The sequence below is a fragment of the Saccharibacillus brassicae genome, assembly GCF_006542275.1.
GTDB classification, from domain to species: Bacteria; Bacillota; Bacilli; order Paenibacillales; family Paenibacillaceae; genus Saccharibacillus; species Saccharibacillus brassicae.
In genome coordinates this window covers 5,347,821-5,370,440 of record NZ_CP041217.1, presented here as the reverse complement: position 1 = coordinate 5,370,440, position 22,620 = coordinate 5,347,821, and the positions used below count along the sequence as shown (strand labels likewise).

Here is a 22,620-nt window from a genome sequence, read left to right as displayed (position 1 = left end):
TTATGCCGGAAAAAGGAGCCGAAAAGAATGGGACCGATTGTGGAATTGGAAGTTGTGCCGGAGCCGCGCAAAACGGTGATCGAAAATCTGCTTCAGTTTTATTTGTATGATTTTACGCTGTATCTGGACATCTCGGCGGACGAAGAAGGCCGGCTGCCCGCCTATCCCGACCTGCACGAGTTCTGGACGCAGCCGGAGCGCAAATTCCCGTTTTTGATACGGGCGAACGGCGAGCCGGCCGGATTCGCGCTGGTCGAACGGACGGACGACGGAGGGAAGCGTCCTTCGTATTACATGGTCGAATTTTTCGTGCTGCAAAAGTTTCGCAGGCGCGGCGTCGGAGCGGCGGCGGCCGTCATGCTGTTCGACCGGTTCCAAGGCCGCTGGAAAGTGACGCAGCTCAAAAACAACGAGCCCGCGCAGCGCTTCTGGCGTCAGATCATCGGCGTCTATACGACCGGTGCCTACAAAGAGCGTACGCATCCGTTCAACGGCCATCCGAGCCAATATTTCGAGAGCTGACACCCATACCGCTGCAAAAAGAATTTTAGAATACGCTTTCTTAAACGGCTTTGCCGGGTAATGGGTCTGTGGAACCCAACTTGAGCGACAACACGAGGAGGATGCGCAGTGGAAAAAAGAATCTATGGCAACACCGGCATGGAGGTCAGCGTGCTCGGATTCGGAGCGTCGGAGATCGGCAGCGGCGTATCGCAAGGCGACGTGGACAAGCTGCTCGGCAGCGCGATCGACGCGGGGCTGAACATTATCGATACGGCCGAATGCTACGGCGACAGCGAAGAATTGATCGGCAGATCGATCGCGCATCGCCGCGACGACTTCTACCTGTTCACCAAATGCGGACATTCCTCCGGTATCGACGGTCCCGATTGGGACCCGGTGACGCTGGCCGCGACGATTGACCGCAGCTTGAAGCGCCTGCAGGTCGACCATGTGGACATGATCCATCTGCACAGCTGCTCCGAAGAAGTGCTGCGGCGGGGCGAAGTGATCGAAGTGCTGCAAAAAGCGAAGCGCGACGGCAAGACACGCTTTATCGGCTACAGCGGCGATACGACAGACGCGCTGTACGCGATCCGAACGGACGTTTTCGACAGCCTCGAAACTTCGCTGAACGTGGCCGATCAGGAAGCGATCAATCTGACGCTGCCGGAAGCGATCAAGCGCAATATGGGCGTGACGGTCAAGCGGCCGATCGCGAACGCGGCCTGGCTGTTCGACACGGTGCAGCCCGAAGAATACGCGTACGCGTATTGGAACCGGCTGCGCGATCTGAACTACGGCTTCCAGTCCGAAGACGATTCGGTCGCCACGGCGCTGCGCTTCACGCTGTCGACGCCGGGCGTCCATACCGCGATCGTCGGCACGACGAAGCCGGATCGCTGGCATCAGAATGCGAAGCTGCTCGAAGCGGGACCGCTTGCGGCCGACCGTTACGAAGAGATTCGCCGCCGCTGGCAGGAGATCGCGCCGGCAGACTGGACCGGACGCACCTGAGTTTTTCCATAACCGGCACGTAAAAAGCCCCCTGATTCCGCTCTCGCGGAACCGGAGGGCTTTTCGTTGATTACAGATACATCTGCGAACGCATCTTGAACCAGTCGAACACGTGATGCGCCAACACTTTGAGAACGGCGTAACCCGGCACGGCGAGCAGGATGCCGACGACGCCGAACAGATTGCCGGACGTCAAGATGACGAAGATGATCGTAATCGGGTGAATCTTGAGCGATTTGCCCATGATCTGCGGCGAGATGAACTTGCCTTCGACCAACTGCACGACCGTCCAGACGATGACCATTTTGAGCAGCATGATCGGCGACGTGACGGCCGCGACGATGATAGCCGGCGTGATCGCGATCGCGGGTCCCAGGTAAGGGACGATCGCGGTACACGCGGCGACGATCGCAAGCACGAGCGAATACTCCAGCCCGATGATCCGGTAGCCGATATACAGCAGCACGCCGATACACATGCTGACGATGATCTGGCCGCGGATATACGAGCTGATCTGATGGTTCGTTTCCTGCAGCACCGTCAGGGAGCCGGGACGAAGCTTCGTCGGGACGAAACTGAGGATGTAGCCCGGCAGCTTGCGTCCGTCTTTGAGCAGGTAGAACAGGATGAACGGCAGCGTGACGATCGCAAGCACCAGTTCCTTGACGACGCCGAGCACGCCGCCGATGCCCGACCATGTATGGTTCAAGATGGTCGTGGCACGCTCGGAGAACGAGCTGACGAGTTCCTGCGTGTTCAGGTTGGTCGCGGTCTGGAACTGGGTGACCAGGTCGCTGCCGATCCATTTTTCGAACTCGGTCTGGATCGTCTGGCTGTAAGCCGGGAAGTTTTCGAAGAAGCCGAGCAGCTGCTCGCGGATGACCGGCACGATCAGCGTGATCACGGTCGTCAAAATGCCGATGATCAGAACGTACAGGCACAAGATGGTATAGATGCGCTTCACTTTTCTTTTTTCCATAAAATCGACGATCGGGTTAAGCAGGTAGTAGACGATACCGGTCAGGATGATCGGCAGGACGATCGTCTTCACCAACACCCACAGCGGGTTGAAGATGAACGAAATTTTGGAGAAGACCAAAACGTTCACGCCGACCAGCAGCGCGATAAACAAAAACAGCACAAACTTGTTGTTCAGGAACAATCTTCGGAATCGTCCTGACCAGACTCTCGGTTGGTTCATTCGGCACTTCTCCATTCATGGCTTAATCTTTCCGGAAAACCTTCCTTAGTAAGCATACAAAATGGACAAAACGGACGCAAGTCAGCGGCGCTCCGCAGCGGGGCGGGTTTGCTGTGGAGGCTCCCCCGAACCGTAAAGGCCGTGGTCCTGCAGCAGGATCGCTAACTGCCGGACCATTTCGGCCGCCGGATACGGCATGGAGCGGACGATCCACCATTCAAGCAGTCCCGCCATGGCGGTCGTGACGAATTGGACGGCGATCTCGCGGTTGACCCGTTCGTCCCGGACGCTGCGGTCGAACTGCTCTTCCACGCCCTGCCGCAGCAGTTCCGACAGCCGGACGCGAAAAGCCGGCAGGCTGTCGCCGCGCAGCAGCACCGAATAGATCTCGAACCGGCTTTCGAGATATTCGAACGTGCGCAGCATGAAGACTTCGGGCGCTTCCGCAGCGTTTGCCGACCGGCAGCTGTCGTTCAACTGCTGCAAATACGTCTCGATGCAGCGGTTCAGCAGATCGAACTTGTCTTCGAAATGCAAATAGACCGTTCCCCGGTTGACATCTGCCCGCTCGGCGATCTCCTGCAAGGTGATGCGTTCGAAATTTTTCTCCTTCAGCAGTCCGATCAGCGCCTCGAACAGCCTTTCTCTCGTTTTACGCACGCGTCGGTCCATCGTTTCTTCTCCTTTACTGAACAAAAATAGCGGCACTGTCGGAAAAGCGACAAAACCGCCTGCATCAACGATTGCCGCTTGCGGCGAGGTCGGTTATGTTAATGATACTCAACAGCTGTCAAGGAATCAACAACTGTCGAATATCATAGGGAGTTCAATCTCCCGAAAAAGGAAGAAGGAGCGAGCCTATGCGAATTTTGATCTATGGCGCGGGCGTATTGGGAAGCGTGCTCGCGCATCTGCTGATGCAGGGCAAACACGAAGTTACGATGCTGGCGCGGGGAAAAAGGGCGGAGCAGCTCGAACAAGGCGGACTGGTCATCCGGCATTATGTACAGCGCAAAACGACGGTGGAGCGTCCTCTGGTCATCCGTCGCCTTGAACAACACGATCGGTACGACCTGATCTTCACCGTCATGAAATATTCGGATATCGAAAGCATCCTGCCCGCTCTTGCGGCCAACGTGAGCGCTAATATCGTCATGATCGGCAACAATCCCGACGCCGGGCATACCGAACAAAAGCTGCGGGAATTGGGCGGGGGAGATAAAAGCTTCGCGTTCGGCTTTCTGGTCGGAGGCGGCATTCGCAGAGAGGACGGCACGGTGATGTCCGTCCAGCTCGGCGGCGGCACGCTGATCGCGGGCGCGCTCGGCGGCGATAGCGCCTGCCTGCCGCTGCTGCGGAAAGCGTTCGCCAAAAGTTCCTGCAAGCTTGCGGTGCATGCCGAGATCGACGCCTGGCTCAAAAACCATATGATGCCGATCGTGCCGCTGAACGCCGCCCTGCATATTCATGGCGGCGACGTAAGGCGGGTGGCGCGCGACAAGCGGCTGCTGCGGCAGGTCGTCGACGCAATGGGGGAAGGCTTCGACCTGCTCGAAGCGGCCGGCTATCCGCTCGTTCCGCCCGCGCAGGCGCGGCTGATCCGCCGCCATAAGCTTATGCTGCGCCTGCTGCTTGCGCTGTACCATCGACTGCCGGTCGCCCGGCTGATCGACGGTTCTTTTGCGGAAATCGACGCGCTGGACCGGGTGTTCGGCAGATGGGCGGGCGCGTCCGGACAAGCGTCGCCGGCTTGGGACGGCCTGCTCGAAGCGGCGAGACAGGCCGAAGCCGCATCTTCTTTTAAAATAAATAAATCATTACATGAAAAATTCATAATAGAAAAACCATAAACAAAAAATACTCCGGAACAAAGAGGCCCCAAGGCCGGCCGGTCCGTACGCAAACAACCTTTGAATAAAGGCCGAACTTATTGTATGATGGTGTTCGCGAATAAGAGGTTTTTTGCGCGATCATTTTCCAGGCAAGGGGACAACTACCGATGAATCCAAAAGCTCTTCATTATACAATGCCCGCCGAATGGGCTCCGCACGAACGCACGATGCTGTCCTGGCCGATCCGGTCTTCGATGGTCTATCCCGACAATTACGAAGAAGTGTGCGGCGGTTACGCCGAACTGGTCAAAGCGATCGCCGAATTCGAACCGGTCACGCTCGTCGTGAACCCGGAAGACGCGGAGCGCCTGCGGCCGATCTTCGAAGGTCATCCGGTCGAACTGCTGGCGATAGCCCATAACGATGCGTGGCTGCGCGACAACGGACCGACGATCGTCATGAACGCGGACGGCGAGCGCGCCGGGATCAACTGGGGGTTCAATGCCTGGGGCGGCAAATATTCGCCGTGGGATCTGGACGACGCGGTAGCGCCGGCCGTGCTGGAACATCTCGGGCTGCGCCGGTTCGACGCGCCGCTCGTGCTTGAAGGCGGCTCGATTCACGTCGACGGCGAGGGCACGCTGCTGACGACGGAAGAATGCCTGCTGAACGAGAACCGCAATCCGGAGCTGAGCCGCGAAGAGATCGAACGTCACGTCAAAGACTTCGTCAACGTCGAGAAGATCATCTGGCTGAACCGGGGACTGGCCGGCGACGAGACGGACGGCCACGTCGACAATGCCGCCTGCTTCGCCGCGCCGGGCAAAGTGATTATCCAGGTCTGCGACGATCCGGCGGACGACAACTACGCCATTACGCAGGAGAATCTGCGCATTCTGGAACAGTCGACGGACGCCCGCGGACGCAAGCTTGAGATCGTCAAGATCCAGCAGCCGCCCTATACGGAATACGAAGGCAGCCGGCTGACGCTCAGCTACCTGAACTTCTACTTCGTCAACGGAGGCATCATCCTGCCGGTCTTCGGCGGAGCGGCCGAGGAGACCGATCGCCTGGCCGAAGAAGTGCTGCAGCGGACGTTCCCGGATTACCGCATCCGCACGGTCGACGGCATGGCCGTCATCCGCGAAGGCGGCAACGTGCACTGCACGACGCAGCAGATTCCGGCGGGACGCCAGAACTAAACAGAACCGACTGCCGAACCGGCAGCTGCTTATCGGGTAAGTCTGTATCGAGCACCGCATATCCAGAGCACCGACAATCGAGAGGAGACGTGAATTTTTTTATGAGAAAAGTGAAAGTGGCCGCGACCCAGATGAGCTGCACCTGGGACATCGACGACAATATCCGCAAAGCCGAAGCGCTCGTGCGCAAAGCGGCGGCGCAAGGCGCACAGGTTATCCTGCTGCAGGAACTGTTCGAGACGCCTTATTTCTGCCAAAAGGAAAAGGCCGAATATTACCAATACGCGACCGAACTCGAAAGCAACAAAGCGATCCATCATTTCAAGCAGATTGCCAAAGAACTGGAAGTCGTGCTGCCGATCAGCTTTTACGAAAAGAAAAACTACGCCCGCTATAACGCGCTCGCGATGATCGACGCGGACGGCGAGATTCTCGGCACGTATCGCAAAAGCCATATTCCGGACGGACCGGGCTACGAAGAAAAGTTCTACTTCAATCCGGGCGATACCGGCTTCAAAGTATGGAATACGCGTTACGGCAAAATCGGCGTCGGCATCTGCTGGGATCAATGGTATCCGGAAGCCGCCCGCGCCATGGCGCTGATGGGCGCCGAGATTCTGCTGTACCCGACCGCAATCGGGTCCGAGCCGCAGGACAGCTCGATCGATTCCAAAGACCACTGGCAGGCGTGCATGCTCGGCCATGCCGGTTCGAACCTTATTCCGGTCATCGCCTCCAACCGGATCGGCCCGGAAAGCGACGAAGATTCGTCGATCAACTTCTACGGTTCTTCGTTCATCGCGGGACCGCGCGGCAGCAAGATTGTCGAAGCGAGCCGCGACCGCGAAGAAGTGCTGACCGCCGAGTTCGATCTCGACCAGCTGGAGATCGACCGGATCGAATGGGGCGTGTTCCGCGACCGCAGACCGGAACTGTACGGCGTCTTGGCGACGTACGACGGCGAGCGGAAGCTCGGACAGTAAATCGGACAATAAATCGCAAACCCCCGCTCTCCATATTGGAGAGCGAGGGTTTTTTTGGACTCCATATTGGAGAGCGGGGGTTTTTTTGGAATATGGGGATCTTTTGTCGAAAACGCCTCTATGCGGAAGTCCCTACTGGAAAGTCTTATTGATTATTGATGCAAGCCCGTCTGGGCGTCGGCAGACAAGCGGTCCGGCGGCATCGAAGGCAGGTACAGCGTGAAGGTACTGCCTTGCCCTTCTTCGCTTTCGACCGTTAGGCAGCCGCCCAGCAGCCCGGCGAATTCCCGGCAGATCGACAGTCCGAGTCCGGTGCCGCCGTACATGCGCTCGGTTCGTCCGTCGCCCTGGCGAAAAGCTTCGAAAATCATGTCGCGCTTGTCTTCGGGAATGCCGATGCCCGTGTCCGACACTTTGATCGCAATAGCGGTCTGGTCGGCTTCTCCTTCGGGGGTCGTGCACGGAGGCGCTTCGGCATCCGCTTTTTCGAGGCTGCAGGAGACTTTGCCGGACTGCGTGAATTTGAACGCGTTGGAGAGCAGGTTTTTGATAATCTGCTGCATCCGCTTGCCGTCGGTATAGAACGCTTCCGGCAAATTGTCCGACACATGGACTTCGAATTCCAGATTTTTCTGCTTGGCGATCGTATCGAATCCGTAATTGATCAGCTCGGGAAAATCGTGCAGCGAGACCGGCTCGGGGTTGATGTCCAGCATGCCCGCTTCGACTTTGGACAAATCCAACACGTCGTTGACGATCTCCAGCAGATCCTGGCCCGAGCGATGGATGATTTCGGCGTAGCTGCGGCCTTCGTCCCCGGTATCTTCGGCATTTTCCGCGATCAGCTGCGAGAGGATCAAGATGCTGTTGAGCGGCGTTCGCAGTTCATGCGACATATTGGCGAGAAATTCCGATTTATACTGCGACGAACGCCTTAATTCTTCGGCGCTGAGCTCCAGCTCGTGCTGCGTTTCCAGCAGTTCGATCCGGCTCCGGTCCGCCTGGATATACTGCTGCTTGAGCTGGTCGTTGACGGAACGCAGTTCTTTTTGCTGCGTGCGCAGCTCTTCGGTCAGCAGCTGCGACTCCTGCAGCAGACGGTCGACTTCCATGCGTCCGTTCACGTTCTGGAGCGCGATGCCGAGCGTGGAACGCAGCTGCTCCATCAACTGCCGATGCAGTTCGGTGAACGGCACCAGCGTGGACAGCTCCACGACCGCTTCGACCCGGTCGTTCGCTTCGATCGGAATGACCCAGATCTGGCGCGGACGGTACGTCCCGCCGCCGGCGAGGATCGTCGTGCCGTCATGTTCGGGAGACACGTCGATCAGTATATCGCGTCCGTCGAGCGCCGCCTGCCCGATCAATCCTTCGCCGGGCAGGAAAGCTTCGTTCGATCCTTCCGGACGATCCGTCGCATAAGCGGCGATCCGCACGAACCGTTCGCCGTTTCCGTCCGTGTCGCGGCTGTAGAACAAGCCGGAAGAAGCGTTAACGGCGGGGGAGACGGAAGACAGGAACAACCGGGCCAGCGAATCTTTGTCTTCGGCCTGCTGGTACAGCAGCGCCAATTCGCTGAGCTTCGTCTGCAGCCAATGGTTCTCTTCGATCTTCTGGTTGAATTCCCGAACTTTGCGATTATGGTCTTCCAGGGTGTCGATCATGTGGTTGTAACCGCGAGCGATATTGCCGATTTCATCGTTGCTGTCGACCTCCAGTCGGGGAATGGGTGCGATGGCGCCGGGATCGAACTTGTCCATGGCATCGGTGATTCTTCTCAAATTGCGGCCTGTGCCCCGAATGACCCATACGGCCGACAAAATGCCGATCAACAAGATAGCCGCCGCGGATACCGCGCTGACCGTCAGCATGCGGGAAAACTGCCGTTCGGCTTCCATGCGGGTCCAATTCATCTTGTTCTCCTGCACGGCCGTATACTCGCTGAGCGTTCGCAGCAGGTTGAGCCGGACACTCTGCGCGTTTTCCACGTATAAGGAAGCGGCGTCCAGGTTGCTGCCGGCTGCCCGGGCTTCCGCCACGCGGTCCACGATCAGCATGTAGCGGTCGAATCCGTTCCGGACCGCGGCAAGCAGTTCTTCGCCGGAATTGTCTCCGCTGTGCGCTTGAAGGGAAGTCAGGTCGGCGTAAGCCGCTTCGCTTTTGCTGCGGATTTCGATGAGGTGATTTTCCGAGCGCAGGGGGTCCGTCTCGAAGACAAGATAACCGAGATCGCTGTTAATCGCGGAGAAGTTGTTGCGGAAGGTAACGGCGCGGCTGACTTTGTCATAGCGCTCGTCCATGATCTCGGCCAGATTTTTTTTGACTCCGTCGAGCATGAAAGTCAGAATGAGCAGCAGAATCATCAGAGCAAATAGAATGACCCCGAAACCGAGGAGTTGTTTTTTTCGATAACTCATCATGATGTTTCCTGCTTTCCTGGTCGATTTGCTGGTCAGTTTTGTAAATGCTTTACTGTCTCTTACCTAAAAAATCTGACCTTGAAGCAGAGGGCAAAAGGGAAAGAGCGGGATTTGGGGTGGTTTGGGGCGGAGGAGTGAGGATTTCGAGAGATATTTATGTTAAAAAATTCACAAGATTTTAGAAGTTAAATTTTTTGCTTTTTAAAAAAGGATGAAACATAAAAATAAAAACAAGCCCTCCCCCTTCGGTGATGGACTTGTTTTATTTTTGAAAGCTAAAAAGACTTTGCCAACTTCCAAAGTACATTTGGATGAAAGGCATATGACAAAGATTTATTGGCTGATACATATCCCACAATTTCACCGTCATAGACAAGGATCGGCGGAGTAACGGTATACTTATTCCAAGCACTTGTTAGTGAGTAATCACTTCCAAATAATCCGTATTGATTCCAAATGCTATCTATGCGATATTTGCTTCCATACAAACCGTACTTGTTAAAAACAGAATCGGGATCATAAGTATTCGTAGATAACGTTCCTAAAAAGGTACGTCCATCATAAGAATAGATTTCAAGGTCCGCCGGATTGATATAGATTGCCGCTTGGTTTTGCGTTGTGGCTGCTTGTACTTGCGGATTCAGAACAAGCATACTTAAAAACATAAAGAGAAACGAAAAAGCAAAAAACTTATTTCTCAAAGTACCACCCCTTTATTTTTATGTCCTTAATATACCAAAAAAACCCAAACGTGAATAGATCCTAACTTGTTCTCTTGATTCATAAAACCTAAAATTAAAACGGCCTAATAGTAACCGTTTAGACCGCTGCCGTTTACCTTTCCCCACAAGGATGTTATAATATTCACAATTGAAGATTTAATGATTTGAACGGCGAAAGGAGGTGAATCCTTTGCTTGATCTGCAAGACCTGCTTCCCTATTTGTTCTCGATCAGCCTGCTGCTGATCTTGAGGTATTTTTACCTGATGTTTGTGTACGGCGGACTTCGGTTAACCTGGATCGACTTCGGTTATTACGATCACCGTATTCATTTCGTGTCGATCCCGGCGCCCGGAGGGGGCGGATCGCCCTCAAGGCTGAGCCGGATGGTCCGGCGCCGCGAAGCTCCCGATGAAGACGGTGGCGACTGCTTTTTCCTTATCGATGACGTCTCGGACAATCGACAAGGAGGAGCAGTATGGAACAGGCAAAAGGATTCATTTTCGGTTCAAAAAGAGGACGGTTTTTCGGCTTAGCGGTGCTGCTGGGCTTGATGGTACTGCTGTCGGGCTGCGGCGCGCAGAACGGGGAGATTACGAGTTCGACCCCGGGATTTTTCAATCATTACGTCGTGTTTCCGATCTCGTATCTGATTCAGCATTTGGCGGGCTGGTTCGGCGGAAGCTACGGAATCGGCATTATTTTGATTACACTGATCGTGCGAACGGTGCTGTTCCCGCTCATGATGCGGCAGGCACGCGCGCAGCAGCAGATGAAGATCAAAATGGGCGTGATGCAGCCGGATCTTGATGCGCTCAAGCAAAAGTACGAGAACAAAAAAGACGCCGAGCAGCAAAAACTGATGCAGCAGGAAATGATGGAAGTCTATAAGAAGCACAGCTTCAACCCGCTGAATATCGGCTGCCTGCCGATCCTGATTCAGCTTCCGATCCTGTCGGGACTGTACACCGCGATTCGGCTGACGCCGGAACTGTCCACGCATTCGTTCTGGTGGTTCAAGCTGGGTCAGCCGGACTGGATCATGGCGGTTCTGGTCGCGGCGTTGTATCTGGTGCAGGCGAGAGTGTCGCAGTACAGCATGACGCCGGAGCAGCGCAAGCAGATGGCGATCATGGGCTACATCTCGCCGCTCATGATGCTGTTCTTCTCGTTCAGCGCTCCGGCGGCGATGCCGCTGTACTGGATGGTCAGCGGCATGTTCCTGCTGATCCAGACGCTGCTGTTCCGCAAAATGTATCCGACGAACCCCGAGGCGATCTCGGCTATGCAGGCTCAGGCGGCTGTAGAAAAACCGGCCGAGCCGCAGCAGCCTGCCGCGCACGGGTCCGGCAAGTCGGGTAAATCCGGCAAAACGAATCCCCCGGCCAAGTCTGCTGCGTCGACCCCGGGGCAGCGCAAGCCGCAAGCCGTTACAGCGGGTACGACCGCTTCCGCGAAAAAAGCGGCCAAACCAAAGAACAAAGCCGGCGGTTCGTCCAAGCAGGCCAAAGCCTGAATTCGACACCCGAAGACAAGCTGCGGCGCTTGGCCCCGAAGGCTCGGCGCTTACTCGCCCGGCTCGATCGGTTGCGCTGATTGGCAATCAGCTTCTGCGTACTTCCGATTGACCGCGCCGCCTCAACTTGGTGCATCCGTTCGATCCGCAACCCAAAAACGTCCCGCCGCATTCCTCGGAATGCGGCGGGACGTTTTTTTGGATTGCGGATTTTGCGTTTTTTTTTCAAATATCGCCGTAGATAGCAGGCTCGCAATGCCGAACGATGCAGACTGCCCGGCCACGGCCAAGCCCGCTTTAGCGGACTGCCGATTCGCTCAAGTTCACCTGACGCATGAAATTGTCGATGATCCGATGTCCGATGCGGCCGCCGGCGGTCAGCAGCGACTCCGGATGGAACTGCACGGCGTACACCGGCAGTTCGCGGTGACGGATGCCCATAACGACGCCGTCTTCCGAACGCGCCGTCACTTCAAGGCAGTCCGGCATGCTGTCCGCATGCAGCGAGTGGTAGCGGCCGACCTTGAACGCGTCGGAGATGCCTTCGAACAGCGGGCAGTCCGCCGACGTACTGACGAGCGCCGGCTTGCCGTGCTGCGGAACGTCCAGGATGCCGAGGCTGCCGCCGTAATATTCGACGATGCCCTGCAGGCCGAGGCAGACGCCGAACAGCGGCAGTTCGCGCTTCGCCGCAAGATCCAGCACTTCCCGCATGCGGAAATCGTCCGGCCGCCCCGGACCGGGCGACAACACGAGCGCGTCGAACCTTTCGCGGCCTTCCTGCAGGATGCGAAGCGCGGCCGGCGTGCGCAGGACGAGCACTTCGGCTCCCGTCTCCTTGAAGTAGCCGGCGAGCGTATGCACGAACGAATCTTCGTGATCGACGAACAGGAGCCGTCGGCCTTTGCCCGGCGCCGCGTCGGAATCGGCAGGGGAGGAAGCCGCCGCAGCGGCAGGCAGGCCGCGAACGGCTTTCACGAGCGCCGCGCCTTTGGTCAGCGTCTCTTCTTCTTCCTCGGCGGGAATCGAGTCGTACAGCAGCGTCGCGCCTACGCGGATCTCGGCCGTGCCTTCGCGGATACGGATCGTGCGCAGCGTAAGGCCCGTGTTCAGCCCGCCGTCGAAACTGTAGAATCCGACCGCGCCTCCGTACCAGTCGCGCGGGGAATCTTCGTGGTCTTCGATCCAGCGGATCGCCGCCTTTTTGGGAGCGCCCGTCACGGTGACGGCCCACATATGGGTCATGAACGCGTCCAGGGCGTCGGAACCTTCGCGCAGCGTGCCTTCCACGTGGTCGACCGTATGGAACAGATGCGAATACGTCTCGATCTGCCGGTGCCCGATCACATTGACCGAACCCGGTTCGCAGACGCGGGATTTGTCGTTGCGGTCAACGTCCGTGCACATATTGAGCTCGGCTTCGTCTTTGCGCGAATTGAGCAGCTTGCGGATCTGCTCCGCGTCTTCGATCGGCGAAGCGCCGCGTTTGATCGTGCCCGAGATCGGGCAGGTCTCCATGCGTTTGCCTTCGACGCGAACGTACATCTCCGGCGAAGAACCGACGAGATGCTCGTTGCCGAGGTTGACGATAAAGCCGTACGGGCTCGGGTTGATCGCGCTCAGCCGTTCGAATACGACGGACGGCGCGTCCGGGCAAGGTTCGTAGATCGTCTGGGTCGGCACGACCTCGAACAGGTTGCCGACTTTGAACTGTTCGATCGCCGTATCGACGAGGCTCGCATAGCGTCCCGGCACGTAGGCCGGCAGCTGCTCGGGAGCCGGGCTTGCCGCCAGCGCGCGGGTGACCGGCGTGGAATGGTCAAGCCCGTGCGTCGAACGTCCTTCCGACGTGAAATCGTAGCTCAGGCGGTACGCCTGATCCTGCTGGCGGTCGACAATGACGATCTCGTCCGGCAGGTAGAGCACGACGTCGGGACGCTCCAGCGTCCGCTCGTGCTTGAGTTCCATCGGTTCGAACTGGAACACCAGATCGTAGCCGAAAGCGCCGTACAAGCCGAGCTGGGAGTCTTCCGGCGATTCCAGCGCTTCCTTGATGCTGCGAATCAGCGTGAAGATCGACGGGCGGCGGGTCCGTTCTTCTTCGGAGAGCCGCTCGTCCTCGTCGCCCTGGCGAAGAATGGAGCCGGAGATCAGCCGCCCGTCGCGGCCAAGCTCGAACACCGGATCGGCGGACAGGTGGCGATGCAGGAAATCGAGCAGCAGGTCGCCGCGTTCGTTAAGCGCCTGAATCTCAAAAAGACCGCGCGAAGAGCGAAGCTCGATCGGCGGGTTCAGAAAACCGACGTCCCATCTCGAATAACGGCCCGGAAATTCGTAGCCGCTCGTGAACAGGGCGCCGCGATGGGTATCGATGGCGGTAAGGATGGAAGCGATCGCCTCCGACGAATCGAGAGGGGTCAGCGTACGGGTGACTTCGAGTTCGCCCCGCGTGGCGTAAGTTGCCTGCTGGGGGGAAAGGGTAGCTTTGAATTTCATCTTTTTCTCCTCCTTGGGTAGGTAAAGGGTTGGAGAGAAAAGAGAAAGAAAGTGTGATGGATATGCGATTGAAAAGGGGTCTCGGCTCCGCTCAACTTGTCTCTGCTCTAGTCTCTGCTCAGGCTCTGCTGCTTAAATAAATCGTCTCGGTCAAACGTGCGGACTCTTCCGCGGCCGTCCGGCTCTCCGGACTTACCGCAAATCATACCGGGTCGGCAGGCAGCTTGTCAATATGGAACCGCTGTGTGCGCACGGCGGCGAAGGAAAACACTTGCTATCCACGGGAAAAAAGACTAAGATTAACACATGAATACATGCTCATATGTTAATCGAAAAGAGAGGTGAGAACGATGAAGGCTTCCAACGGCAATCCGGATCACGCACATGCCCATTCGCATCCTGCCGGCAAGGGCGGACATTCCCATGCCCATTCCCATACGCACGGTGCGAACAAAAAAGCGCTCAAGCTGTCCTTTTTCCTGATCGCTTCCTATATGGTGGTGGAAGTGATCGGCGGCCTGATGACGAACAGCCTCGCGCTGCTGTCGGATGCGGGACACATGCTCAGCGACGCGGCGGCGCTCGGATTCAGCCTGCTGGCGATGATCTGGGGCGAACGCGGCGCAAGCAGCGCGAAGACGTACGGCTACAAGCGCTTCGAGGTGCTGGCGGCGTTCCTGAACGGGCTCGCGCTGCTCGGCATCTCGCTCTACATTTTCTATGAAGCGTTCCGGCGCTTCTCCGATCCGCCCGGCGTCCTGAGTTCGGGCATGCTGACAATCGCGGTGATCGGGCTGCTCGTGAATATCGCGGCCGCCTATATTCTGATGAGAGGCGACACATCGCACAACCTGAACATTCGCAGCGCTTTTCTGCACGTGATCGGCGACCTGCTCGGTTCGGTCGGAGCGATCGTCGCGGCGCTGCTCATCATGGCGTTCGGCTGGAACCTCGCCGATCCGATCGCAAGCGTCGTCGTCGCCCTGCTCGTGCTGCTGAGCGCGTACCGCATTACCCGCGATTCGATCCATATCCTGATGGAAGGCACGCCGGCGGGTTACGACGCGGACGAGATTCGCCGGGAACTGAGTATCCTGCCGGGCGTTCGCGGCGTGCACGACCTGCATGTCTGGTCGCTGTCCTCCGACGTGCCGCTGCTGAGCGGCCATCTGCTGCTCGACGATCCCGCCGAAGCCGTCGACGTCATGAACCGGGCGCGCAGCCTGCTCACCGAACGGTTCGGCATCGGGCATATTACGATCCAGCTCGATCTGCCGGGCATGGTCTGCCGGGTGACGGACGAAGAGTCCGGGCATGAGCCTCACCATGACCACAAGCATGAGCCTCACCACGACCACAAGCACGAGTCTCATTAAGCATCACGCAGCGTCACGGATCGGTCACGGTCAAGTTCGGAACGATCCGGTAAAAGCAAAGGAAGCTCCTGCCGGGAGCTTCCTTTTTTGGCGTCGGCCGCTTGGAGATCGTCCGGCGCTTCGCTCACGCGACTGCATGACTATACGGCTGTACGTTCGCACGCTTCGCCGCCGGATCGATTCAGCCGTGCTTGAGATGCTGAAGCGTCTGGGCGAAAATCTCTTCCACATGGCGATCGTCGAGCGAATAGAATACCGTTTTGCCGACTTTGCGCCGCTTCACGATGCGCGTGTTGCGCAGATAGCGGAGTTGGTGCGAGACCGCCGACTGCGTCATGTCCAGAACGATGCATAGATCATGCACGCACAATTCCTGCTGGAGCAGCGTATAGATCAATCGGACCCTCGTTGGATCGCCGAGCGCTTTGAACATTTCGGCCATATCGATCGCCGTGGAGTCGTCCACGAAGTTCTCCTTGATCCGGGCCAGCGTATCGCGGGGAGCCGAGCTGTCCGCGCCGTCGTGGCCGCATTCGTCGATCATGTCATCGCGCAGCGTTTCCTGTGTCACGCGTCATCACCTTCCCGTATGCGTTATGGACCCATTATACCAAACATCGTTGAGATTACGAATAGGCGTTTGAGCGGTCCGACCGTCGACTTGGGCTTTGACTTCGGGCGGGAAGGAGACTATAATCGAACTAACACATGAACATATGCTCATATATAAATCGTAAAATTTTCGAATAGCGGGAGGGATCGCCATGGGAACCGCAGCGGGAACCGTGAAGCGCGAGTGGGTGCTCGAAGGATTGGACTGCGCCAACTGCGCGCTCAAGATCGAAAACAGCGTCCGGAAAATGCCGGGGGTATCCGATTGTTCGCTCAATTTCGTCAATAAGACGTTGACGTTCGAAGCCGACCCTGTCCGGGAACAGGAATTGTCGTCCCGGGCCGCCGGCACGATCAAAAAGCTGGAACCGCATGTCCGGATCGTCGTCAAAGGCACCCGCCAGACCGTCGACGCTTCGGGCGCGGCCATTCAGGCGCCAGCATCGCATGCCGGGGACGCGCAGGCAGGCATGCACGGCGGCCGCCACGCTTCGGGCGCGGCACAAGGTTCCGCACCGCAATCGATCGGCGGGAATTCCCGGCACGAAGCTGCCGATGATGTCCATGCGGGTCATGCGCACGGGCATGGAGAAGGCCGCGGGCAGAAGACGCTGATCGCAAGACTGGTGCTGGGCGCCGGCTTGATGGCGGCCGCGATGCTGGCTCCGCTCGGGCCGGGCCTGGAACTTGCGCTGTTCCTGCTCGCTTACGTGAGCGTCGGCGGGGACGTCGTGCTCCAGGCGCTCAAGAACATGTTCCGCGGCCAACTTTTCGACGAATATTTCCTGATGTCGGTCGCGACGGTCGGTGCGTTTGCGATCGGGCAGTATCCCGAAGGCGTCGCGGTCATGCTGTTCTACCAGATCGGCGAGCTGTTCCAGAGCCTGGCGGTCAACCGGTCGCGCCAATCGATCACGTCGCTGCTCAACATCCGGCCGGATTACGCCAACCTGAAGACCGGCGCCGAGACGGAGCGGGTGAATCCCGAGTCGGTATCGGTCGGCTCTTTGATTCTGGTTCGTCCCGGCGAGAAAGTGCCGCTGGACGGCCGCGTGATCGAAGGTTCCTCGATGGTCGACACGTCGGCTCTGACAGGCGAATCGGTGCCGCGCGGCGTACGGTCGGGAGACGAGGTGCTCGGCGGCTTCGTCAACAAAAACGGCGTGCTGACCGTGGAAGTGACGCGCACGTTCGGCGAATCGTCGGTATCCAAAATTTTGGAACTGGTCGAGAACGCCGCCGGCCGCAAAGCGCCGACCGAGACGTTCATCAACAAGTTCGCGCGCGGTTATACGCCGGTCGTCGTCATCACCGCGCTGCTGCTGGCCGTCGTGCCGCCGCTCGTCGTGCCCGGCGCGACCTTCTCGGACTGGATCTACCGCGCGCTGATCTTCCTCGTCATCTCCTGCCCCTGCGCGCTTGTCGTCTCGATCCCGCTCGGCTTCTTCGGCGGCATCGGCGCCGCTTCCAAGCAGGGCATTCTGGTCAAGGGCGGCAATTACCTTGAAGCGCTGAACCAGGTGGAGATCGTCGTGTTCGACAAGACGGGCACGCTGACGCAGGGCAGCTTCCGGGTCACGGAGATTCGCCCGGCCGGTGGAATCTCCGAGCAGGAACTGCTGGAGACGGCGGCTTATGCCGAGCTGCACTCGAACCATCCGATCGCCGACTCGATTCGCGCAGCTTACGGCGGCGAACTCGACAAGTCGAAGGTCGCCGACTACGAAGAAATTTCGGGACTCGGTATTCGCGCCGCATGGAACGGCGCGACCGTGCTGGCCGGCAGCGCCAAGCTGATGCGCAGCGAGCACGTAGCGTTTGACGGAGAGACGGCGCCCGGCACCGTCGTGCACGTCGCGGTAGACGGCCGCTACGCGGGCCGCATCGTTATCGCGGACGAGATCAAGGCCGATGCGGCGGAAGCCGTGCGCGGCCTGAAGGCGCTCGGCATTCGCCGGACGGTCATGCTGACCGGCGACGTTCGAAGCGTCGGCGAAGCGGTCGGACGCACGCTTGGCATCGACGAAGTGCATGCCGAACTGCTGCCCGAGCACAAGGTCGGGCAGATCGAACGGTTGGAGCGATCCAAATCGCCCAAAGGCAAAATCCTGTTCGTCGGCGACGGCATCAACGATACGCCGGTGCTGGCCCGCGCCGATATCGGCGTCGCGATGGGCGGGCTCGGTTCGGACGCGGCGATCGAAGCGGCGGACGTCGTCATCATGACGGACGAACCGTCGAAGCTCGTGACGGCGATCGGCATTGCCAAGCGGACGCGCCGGATCGTGTGGCAGAACATTATTTTCGCGCTTGGGGTCAAAGCGGTATTTCTGATCCTCGGCGCGTTCGGTATCGCGACGATGTGGGAAGCGGTGTTCTCCGACGTCGGTGTCACGCTGATCGCGGTGCTGAACGCGATGCGCGTGCTGCGGGTCGACCGAAGCCCCGCGGCTCCGGCCGCGGCGCAATCGGCGGACCGTCCGCTCGAAGTGTAAGCCGGAATCGGCCAAGCTGCCGATTTCCTTATTTTAAGTTTTCTTGTTTCAAGTTTCCTTATTTCAAGTTTTCTGATCTCAAGTGTTATCGACTCTTTCTATCCGACTCTTTCTATCGACTCTTGGAGGAACCGCCGCCGGCGGTTCCTTTTTGGTTTGGTTTATTTTGGAGAAGATGGGCAGGGAAAAGACGGGGCGGCCGCGAAGAATAAGCGATGGAGGTGAGGAGATGCCAAAAAGGCACTGTGCGTATCATCCCGAACGTGAAGCCGACCATCAATGCAGCCGCTGCGGGCGTATGCTGTGCGACGAGTGTTACGACTCCGAGGCGGGCGGCTGCAAGTTCGCAGACTGTGCGGGCGCCGGAATGCGGAACGGTTCCGATCCCCGGTACGGGGACGGCCGGGAGCGCCGTCCGCAGCGGCCGTCCGGTCCGTCGTCCAATCCCGGCTGTCAGATCGCGATCTCGATTCTGGCGATCATCGGCGGGTTGTTCCTGCTGCTGCTGGCGATCTGCGGCGGAATGATTTTCCTGAACTATTGATTTTGCTGAACTGCTGATCTCTCTAAATTACTGTTTTTCGTGAATGACCGATTGTCCATTTTCGCCGAATCCGAAGGAGGAAGTCTGTGGAATTTCCCGTGTATATCGCGCTCGGACCGTGGCGAATCCATCCGCACGTCCTGTTCGAGACGCTGTCTTATTTCATCGGCTTCCGTCTCTATCTGTGGACGCGCCGTCCGAGCGGCATGTCGAAGCTGACCAGCCTGCAGATTTTGGCGGGTACGATTCTGGGCGCCGCGCTCGGCGCCAAGCTGCTGTATTATTTCGAAGATCCGGCCGCCGCATGGGAACAGCTGCTTCAGGGCAACTGGCTATGGGGCGGCAAGACGATCGTGGGCGGTCTGCTCGGCGGATTGATCGGCGTCGAATGGGCCAAAAAGTGGACCGGATGGAAGTCGTCGACCGGCGACGACTTCGTCTATCCGCTGATCGTCGGCATGGCAATCGGACGGGTCGGCTGCTTCCTGACCGGGCTCGAAGACCATACATACGGCGTCGCGACGTCCTGGATCACCGGCGTCGATTTCGGCGACGGGATCGCGCGCCATCCGGCGCAGCTGTACGAGATCGGCTTTTTGCTGGCGCTCGGGCTCATTCTCTATCCGATGTACCGCAGCAGCCGCGACCCGGAAGCGATTCGGGCCGGTTACGTGCCCGGACGCATGTTTCAGGCGTTCATGGGAGGCTATCTCGCGTTCCGTTTTGTTATCGAGTTTATCAAACCGACGCCGCACCCGTATCTCGGGCTCAACAATATTCAGCTGGCCTGCATCGCGGGCTTGATCTATTACGGCTGGCTGCTGCTGCGTCCCAAATCCGTGCTCGACCCATCCCAATGACAAGGAGCGTGTTTCGGCATGCCGAATCGTCCGTACCTCTACCATGAGCTGACCAACAGCATCTGTTCGACCTGCTACCGCAAAGTGGAAGCGAAGATTATCGAAGAAGACGGCCGCATGTACATGCTCAAGCGCTGCCTCGTGCACGGGCCCGAGAAAGTGCTGATCTCGACCGACGTCGATTATTACAAAAAAACGCGTGAATTTATCAAAGCGGCGGAAATGCCGCTGCGCTGGAATACCCCGATCAAATACGGCTGTCCCTACGACTGCGGCTTGTGTCCGGATCACGAGCAGCACAGCTGCCTGACGCTGCTGGAGATCACGGATCACTGCAATATGAAATGCCCGATTTGTTTTGCCGAATCTTCGCCGCAGCGCACGACGCACCGTTCGCTGGAGCAGATCGAATTCATGCTGGACCGTATCATCGAGAACGAAGGCGAAGCGGACATCGTGCAGATCAGCGGCGGGGAGCCGACGACGCATCCGCAGTTTTTCGAAATTCTCGACTTGTGCCGCACGCGGCCGATCAAGCATATCATGGTCAACACGAACGGCGTGCGCATCGCGCAGGACCGGGCTTTTACCGAGCGGCTCGCGTCCTACATGCCGGGCTTCGAAATCTATTTGCAGTTCGACAGCTTCGAACCGCATGTGCTCAAAGAGCTGCGCGGCGCCGACGTCCGGCGTATTCGCGAGGACGCGATTCGACACCTGAACGAGTTCAACCTGTCCACGACCCTCGTCGTCACGCTCAAAAAAGGGCTGAACGACCACGAGGTCGGCACGATCATTCAATACGGGTTGAAGCAGAAAGCGGTGCGGGGCGTGACGATCCAGCCGATTCAGGCGGCAGGCCGCCTCGAAGGCTACGATCCGGCGACCGACCGCCTTACGGTCAGCGAAGTGCGCCGGATGATCATCGATCAGTCGGGCGTATTCGAACCGGAAGACATCCTGCCGGTACCGTGCCATCCCGACTGCCTGGCGATGGGGTACGCGCTCAAGCTCGGCGGGGAAGTGCTGCCGCTGACGCGCATGATCGACAAGGAGACGCTGCTCGAAGGCGACAGCAACACGATCGTGTTCGAACACGATCCGGTCGTGCGCGGCAAACTGTTCGAGCTGCTGTCGACCGGCCATTCGCCCGTCTCTTCGGCGCTGTCGCTCAAAAGCCTGCTCTGCTGCCTGCCGCTTGCGGCCGTGCCGGAAGAGATCGTGTACGACAATGTGTTCCGGGTCATCATCATGCAGTTTCTCGATGCCTACAATTTCGATGTGCGTTCGGTCAAAAAATCGTGCGTGCATATCGCGCATCCGGACGGCCGGATCATCCCGTTCGATACGTACAACATGTTCTACCGGGACGACAAGGAGACACTGCTCGAAGAGCGCAAAGCCGAAATCGCGACAGCCTGGGATTCCTCGCCGGGCTGCCGCTGATCGCGATTCGATAAGTTACAGCATGCCGAGAAAGCGGCTGGCGATGCCGAAGTAGATAAACAGGGACAGAATGTCGTTGAGCGTCGTGATCAGCGGGCCGGACGCGACGGCCGGATCGACTTTGAAGCGGCTGAGCAGCAGCGGGATGCACGTGCCGGTCAGCGTGCCGATGATCAGGGTAGCGATCAGCGACAGGCCGATGATGCCTCCGAGCACGAGGCTTCCCTGCCAGAAATAGGCGATCAGCGTAATGATCGCGCCGCAGGAGAGGCCGATCGTGATCCCGACGATCAATTCCCGGCGAATCAGCTTCAGCACCGTCTGCTTCGTCAATTTGCGGCCGTTCAGGCCCCGCACGACGACGGCAAGCGATTGGGTGCCGGTATTGCCGGTCATGCCCGCGATCATCGGCATGAAGAACGCAAGCGCGACGATCTGCTTGAGCGTGTCTTCGAAGTAATCGACGATGCTGCCGGAGACGAGCCCGATAAACAGCAGCAGCACGAGCCACGGCAGGCGCCGCCGAACGGCGACGATCGCTTTCGTGTCGAAATCGATGTCTTTGCCGCCGCCGCCCATCTTGGCCACGTCTTCGTCCGCTTCCGAGACGACGATATCGAGAATGTCGTCGACCGTAATGACGCCGCACAGCTTCTGGTCTTCGTCGACGACAGGCAGGGCGAGAAAATCGTAGCGCTGGATCAGCCGGGCCGCTTCTTCCTGATCCATCGTCGCGGAAGCGGTCACGACGCGCGTCTTCATCAGTTCGCCGACTTTGCGATCTTCTTCCGCGAAGAACAGGTCGTGGTACGAGACGACGCCCGCGAGGCGTCCCTGTCCGTCGACGACGTACAAATAGCTGATCGTGTCGGACATCGAAGCGGCGCGCCGGATATGTTCCCGCGACTCCTGCACCGTGTCTTCGGCGGCGATCGAGATGAAGCGGTCCGACATTAACCGTCCGGCGCTCTCCGGCGGGTAGCCGAGCAGCGTACGCAAGGCGGTCGAACTGCTGAGCTGCATATAGCTCAGCAGTTCTTCGCGTTTCTTCGGCGGAAGCTCGTGCAGGAAGCGCACGAGATCGCCTTCGTCCATCTGCTGCATGACGTCGAGCGAGCGGTCGGGTCCGAGCAGCCGGAAAATCTCGGCCTGATCGGCGCTGTTCATCGATTCCGTCAGATCGGCGAGCCGTTCGGTCGGCATACGCATAAGGAATCGATTCCGGTCGCGGGGCTGAAGTTCTTCGTAGATCTGGGCCAGATCGTACGGATGCACGTCTTTGGCGAATCGGTGAAAATCGGCAAAGCTTTCCCGGTCCAGCAGGCCGAGCGTTTCTTCGGTTAACTGTTGGATGTACAATTCTTGTCGATTGAGCGTGGGTGGCATAACGTCCTCCTT

Annotated in this window: 18 protein-coding genes and 1 pseudogene; 12 read left to right on the top strand and 7 right to left on the bottom strand. The window is 58.4% G+C overall.

Annotated features, from left to right (window positions below):
* Positions 1 to 27: 27 nt before the first annotated feature.
* Together FFV09_RS22435 and FFV09_RS22430 are read left to right on the top strand one after the other, a co-directional pair.
* Entirely contained in the window at positions 28 to 522 is a 495-nt protein-coding gene (locus tag FFV09_RS22435; RefSeq protein WP_141449916.1) for a GNAT family N-acetyltransferase, read from the top strand.
* Positions 523 to 630: 108 nt separating this feature from the next.
* Positions 631 to 1,518, top strand: a complete 888-nt coding sequence (locus FFV09_RS22430) for an aldo/keto reductase (protein WP_141449915.1) — start codon at positions 631 to 633, stop codon at positions 1,516 to 1,518.
* Positions 1,519 to 1,588: 70 nt separating this feature from the next.
* Here FFV09_RS22430 and FFV09_RS22425 read toward each other — a convergent pair whose 3' ends face one another.
* Both FFV09_RS22425 and FFV09_RS22420 read right to left on the bottom strand, forming a co-directional pair.
* The gene (locus tag FFV09_RS22425) at positions 1,589 to 2,719 is read right to left on the bottom strand and encodes an AI-2E family transporter (protein WP_141449914.1); all 1,131 of its coding nucleotides are present in this window, start codon (positions 2,717 to 2,719) and stop codon (positions 1,589 to 1,591) included.
* A gap of 81 nt (positions 2,720 to 2,800) precedes the next feature.
* Positions 2,801 to 3,391: a TetR/AcrR family transcriptional regulator gene (locus tag FFV09_RS22420; RefSeq protein WP_141449913.1), complete on the bottom strand. Its 591-nt coding sequence runs from the start codon at positions 3,389 to 3,391 to the stop codon at positions 2,801 to 2,803.
* 188 nt (positions 3,392 to 3,579) lie between these two features.
* On the opposite strand from FFV09_RS22420, the gene FFV09_RS22415 reads away from it, so the two are divergent.
* The 3 genes from FFV09_RS22415 to aguB all read left to right on the top strand — a co-directional run bounded on the left by FFV09_RS22415 (position 3,580) and on the right by aguB (position 6,736).
* Complete coding sequence (locus FFV09_RS22415; protein ID WP_141449912.1) at positions 3,580 to 4,569, top strand: ketopantoate reductase family protein; 990 nt, start codon at positions 3,580 to 3,582, stop codon at positions 4,567 to 4,569.
* A 149-nt stretch (positions 4,570 to 4,718) separates the two neighbouring features.
* The gene (locus tag FFV09_RS22410) at positions 4,719 to 5,753 is read left to right on the top strand and encodes an agmatine deiminase family protein (protein WP_141449911.1); all 1,035 of its coding nucleotides are present in this window, start codon (positions 4,719 to 4,721) and stop codon (positions 5,751 to 5,753) included.
* A 101-nt stretch (positions 5,754 to 5,854) separates the two neighbouring features.
* Entirely contained in the window at positions 5,855 to 6,736 is an 882-nt protein-coding gene (gene aguB / locus FFV09_RS22405; RefSeq protein WP_141449910.1) for an N-carbamoylputrescine amidase, read from the top strand.
* A 152-nt stretch (positions 6,737 to 6,888) separates the two neighbouring features.
* On the opposite strand, the gene FFV09_RS22400 is transcribed toward aguB, so the two are convergent.
* Both FFV09_RS22400 and FFV09_RS22395 read right to left on the bottom strand, forming a co-directional pair.
* Positions 6,889 to 9,156, bottom strand: a complete 2,268-nt coding sequence (locus tag FFV09_RS22400) for an ATP-binding protein (RefSeq protein WP_141449909.1) — start codon at positions 9,154 to 9,156, stop codon at positions 6,889 to 6,891.
* A gap of 275 nt (positions 9,157 to 9,431) precedes the next feature.
* The gene (locus tag FFV09_RS22395; RefSeq protein WP_141449908.1) at positions 9,432 to 9,857 is read right to left on the bottom strand and encodes a hypothetical protein; all 426 of its coding nucleotides are present in this window, start codon (positions 9,855 to 9,857) and stop codon (positions 9,432 to 9,434) included.
* Between the two features lie 211 nt (positions 9,858 to 10,068).
* Between FFV09_RS22395 and FFV09_RS22390 the strand changes: the two genes are divergently transcribed.
* The gene (locus tag FFV09_RS22390; RefSeq protein ID WP_141449907.1) at positions 10,069 to 10,413 is read left to right on the top strand and encodes a hypothetical protein; all 345 of its coding nucleotides are present in this window, start codon (positions 10,069 to 10,071) and stop codon (positions 10,411 to 10,413) included.
* Positions 10,356 to 11,141 (top strand): annotated as a pseudogene (gene yidC / locus FFV09_RS22385) (membrane protein insertase YidC); the annotation flags it as partial. The gene FFV09_RS22390 and the pseudogene yidC, both read left to right, overlap by 58 nt.
* Positions 11,142 to 11,690: 549 nt before the next feature.
* Here yidC and FFV09_RS22380 read toward each other — a convergent pair.
* A complete protein-coding gene (locus FFV09_RS22380; protein ID WP_141449906.1) occupies positions 11,691 to 13,889 on the bottom strand; it encodes an anthranilate synthase component I in 2,199 nt (732 codons plus the stop codon).
* A gap of 350 nt (positions 13,890 to 14,239) precedes the next feature.
* Between FFV09_RS22380 and FFV09_RS22375 the strand changes: the two genes are divergently transcribed.
* The gene (locus FFV09_RS22375) at positions 14,240 to 15,265 is read left to right on the top strand and encodes a cation diffusion facilitator family transporter (protein ID WP_141449905.1); all 1,026 of its coding nucleotides are present in this window, start codon (positions 14,240 to 14,242) and stop codon (positions 15,263 to 15,265) included.
* Between the two features lie 181 nt (positions 15,266 to 15,446).
* Here FFV09_RS22375 and FFV09_RS22370 read toward each other — a convergent pair whose 3' ends face one another.
* On the bottom strand, positions 15,447 to 15,836 hold the full coding sequence (locus FFV09_RS22370; protein WP_415663161.1) for an ArsR/SmtB family transcription factor: 390 nt from the start codon (positions 15,834 to 15,836) through the stop codon (positions 15,447 to 15,449).
* Positions 15,837 to 16,029: 193 nt separating this feature from the next.
* On the opposite strand from FFV09_RS22370, the gene FFV09_RS22365 reads away from it, so the two are divergent.
* From FFV09_RS22365 to FFV09_RS22350, 4 genes are all read left to right on the top strand, one after another.
* Entirely contained in the window at positions 16,030 to 18,372 is a 2,343-nt protein-coding gene (locus FFV09_RS22365; RefSeq protein ID WP_141449904.1) for a heavy metal translocating P-type ATPase, read from the top strand.
* Between the two features lie 229 nt (positions 18,373 to 18,601).
* On the top strand, positions 18,602 to 18,916 hold the full coding sequence (locus tag FFV09_RS22360) for a hypothetical protein (protein ID WP_141449903.1): 315 nt from the start codon (positions 18,602 to 18,604) through the stop codon (positions 18,914 to 18,916).
* A gap of 86 nt (positions 18,917 to 19,002) precedes the next feature.
* On the top strand, positions 19,003 to 19,776 hold the full coding sequence (locus tag FFV09_RS22355) for a prolipoprotein diacylglyceryl transferase (RefSeq protein ID WP_141449902.1): 774 nt from the start codon (positions 19,003 to 19,005) through the stop codon (positions 19,774 to 19,776).
* An 18-nt stretch (positions 19,777 to 19,794) separates the two neighbouring features.
* Positions 19,795 to 21,222: a radical SAM protein gene (locus FFV09_RS22350; RefSeq protein ID WP_141449901.1), complete on the top strand. Its 1,428-nt coding sequence runs from the start codon at positions 19,795 to 19,797 to the stop codon at positions 21,220 to 21,222.
* A 15-nt stretch (positions 21,223 to 21,237) separates the two neighbouring features.
* Here FFV09_RS22350 and mgtE read toward each other — a convergent pair whose 3' ends face one another.
* Entirely contained in the window at positions 21,238 to 22,608 is a 1,371-nt protein-coding gene (mgtE, locus tag FFV09_RS22345; protein ID WP_141449900.1) for a magnesium transporter, read from the bottom strand.
* Positions 22,609 to 22,620: the final 12 nt, after the last annotated feature.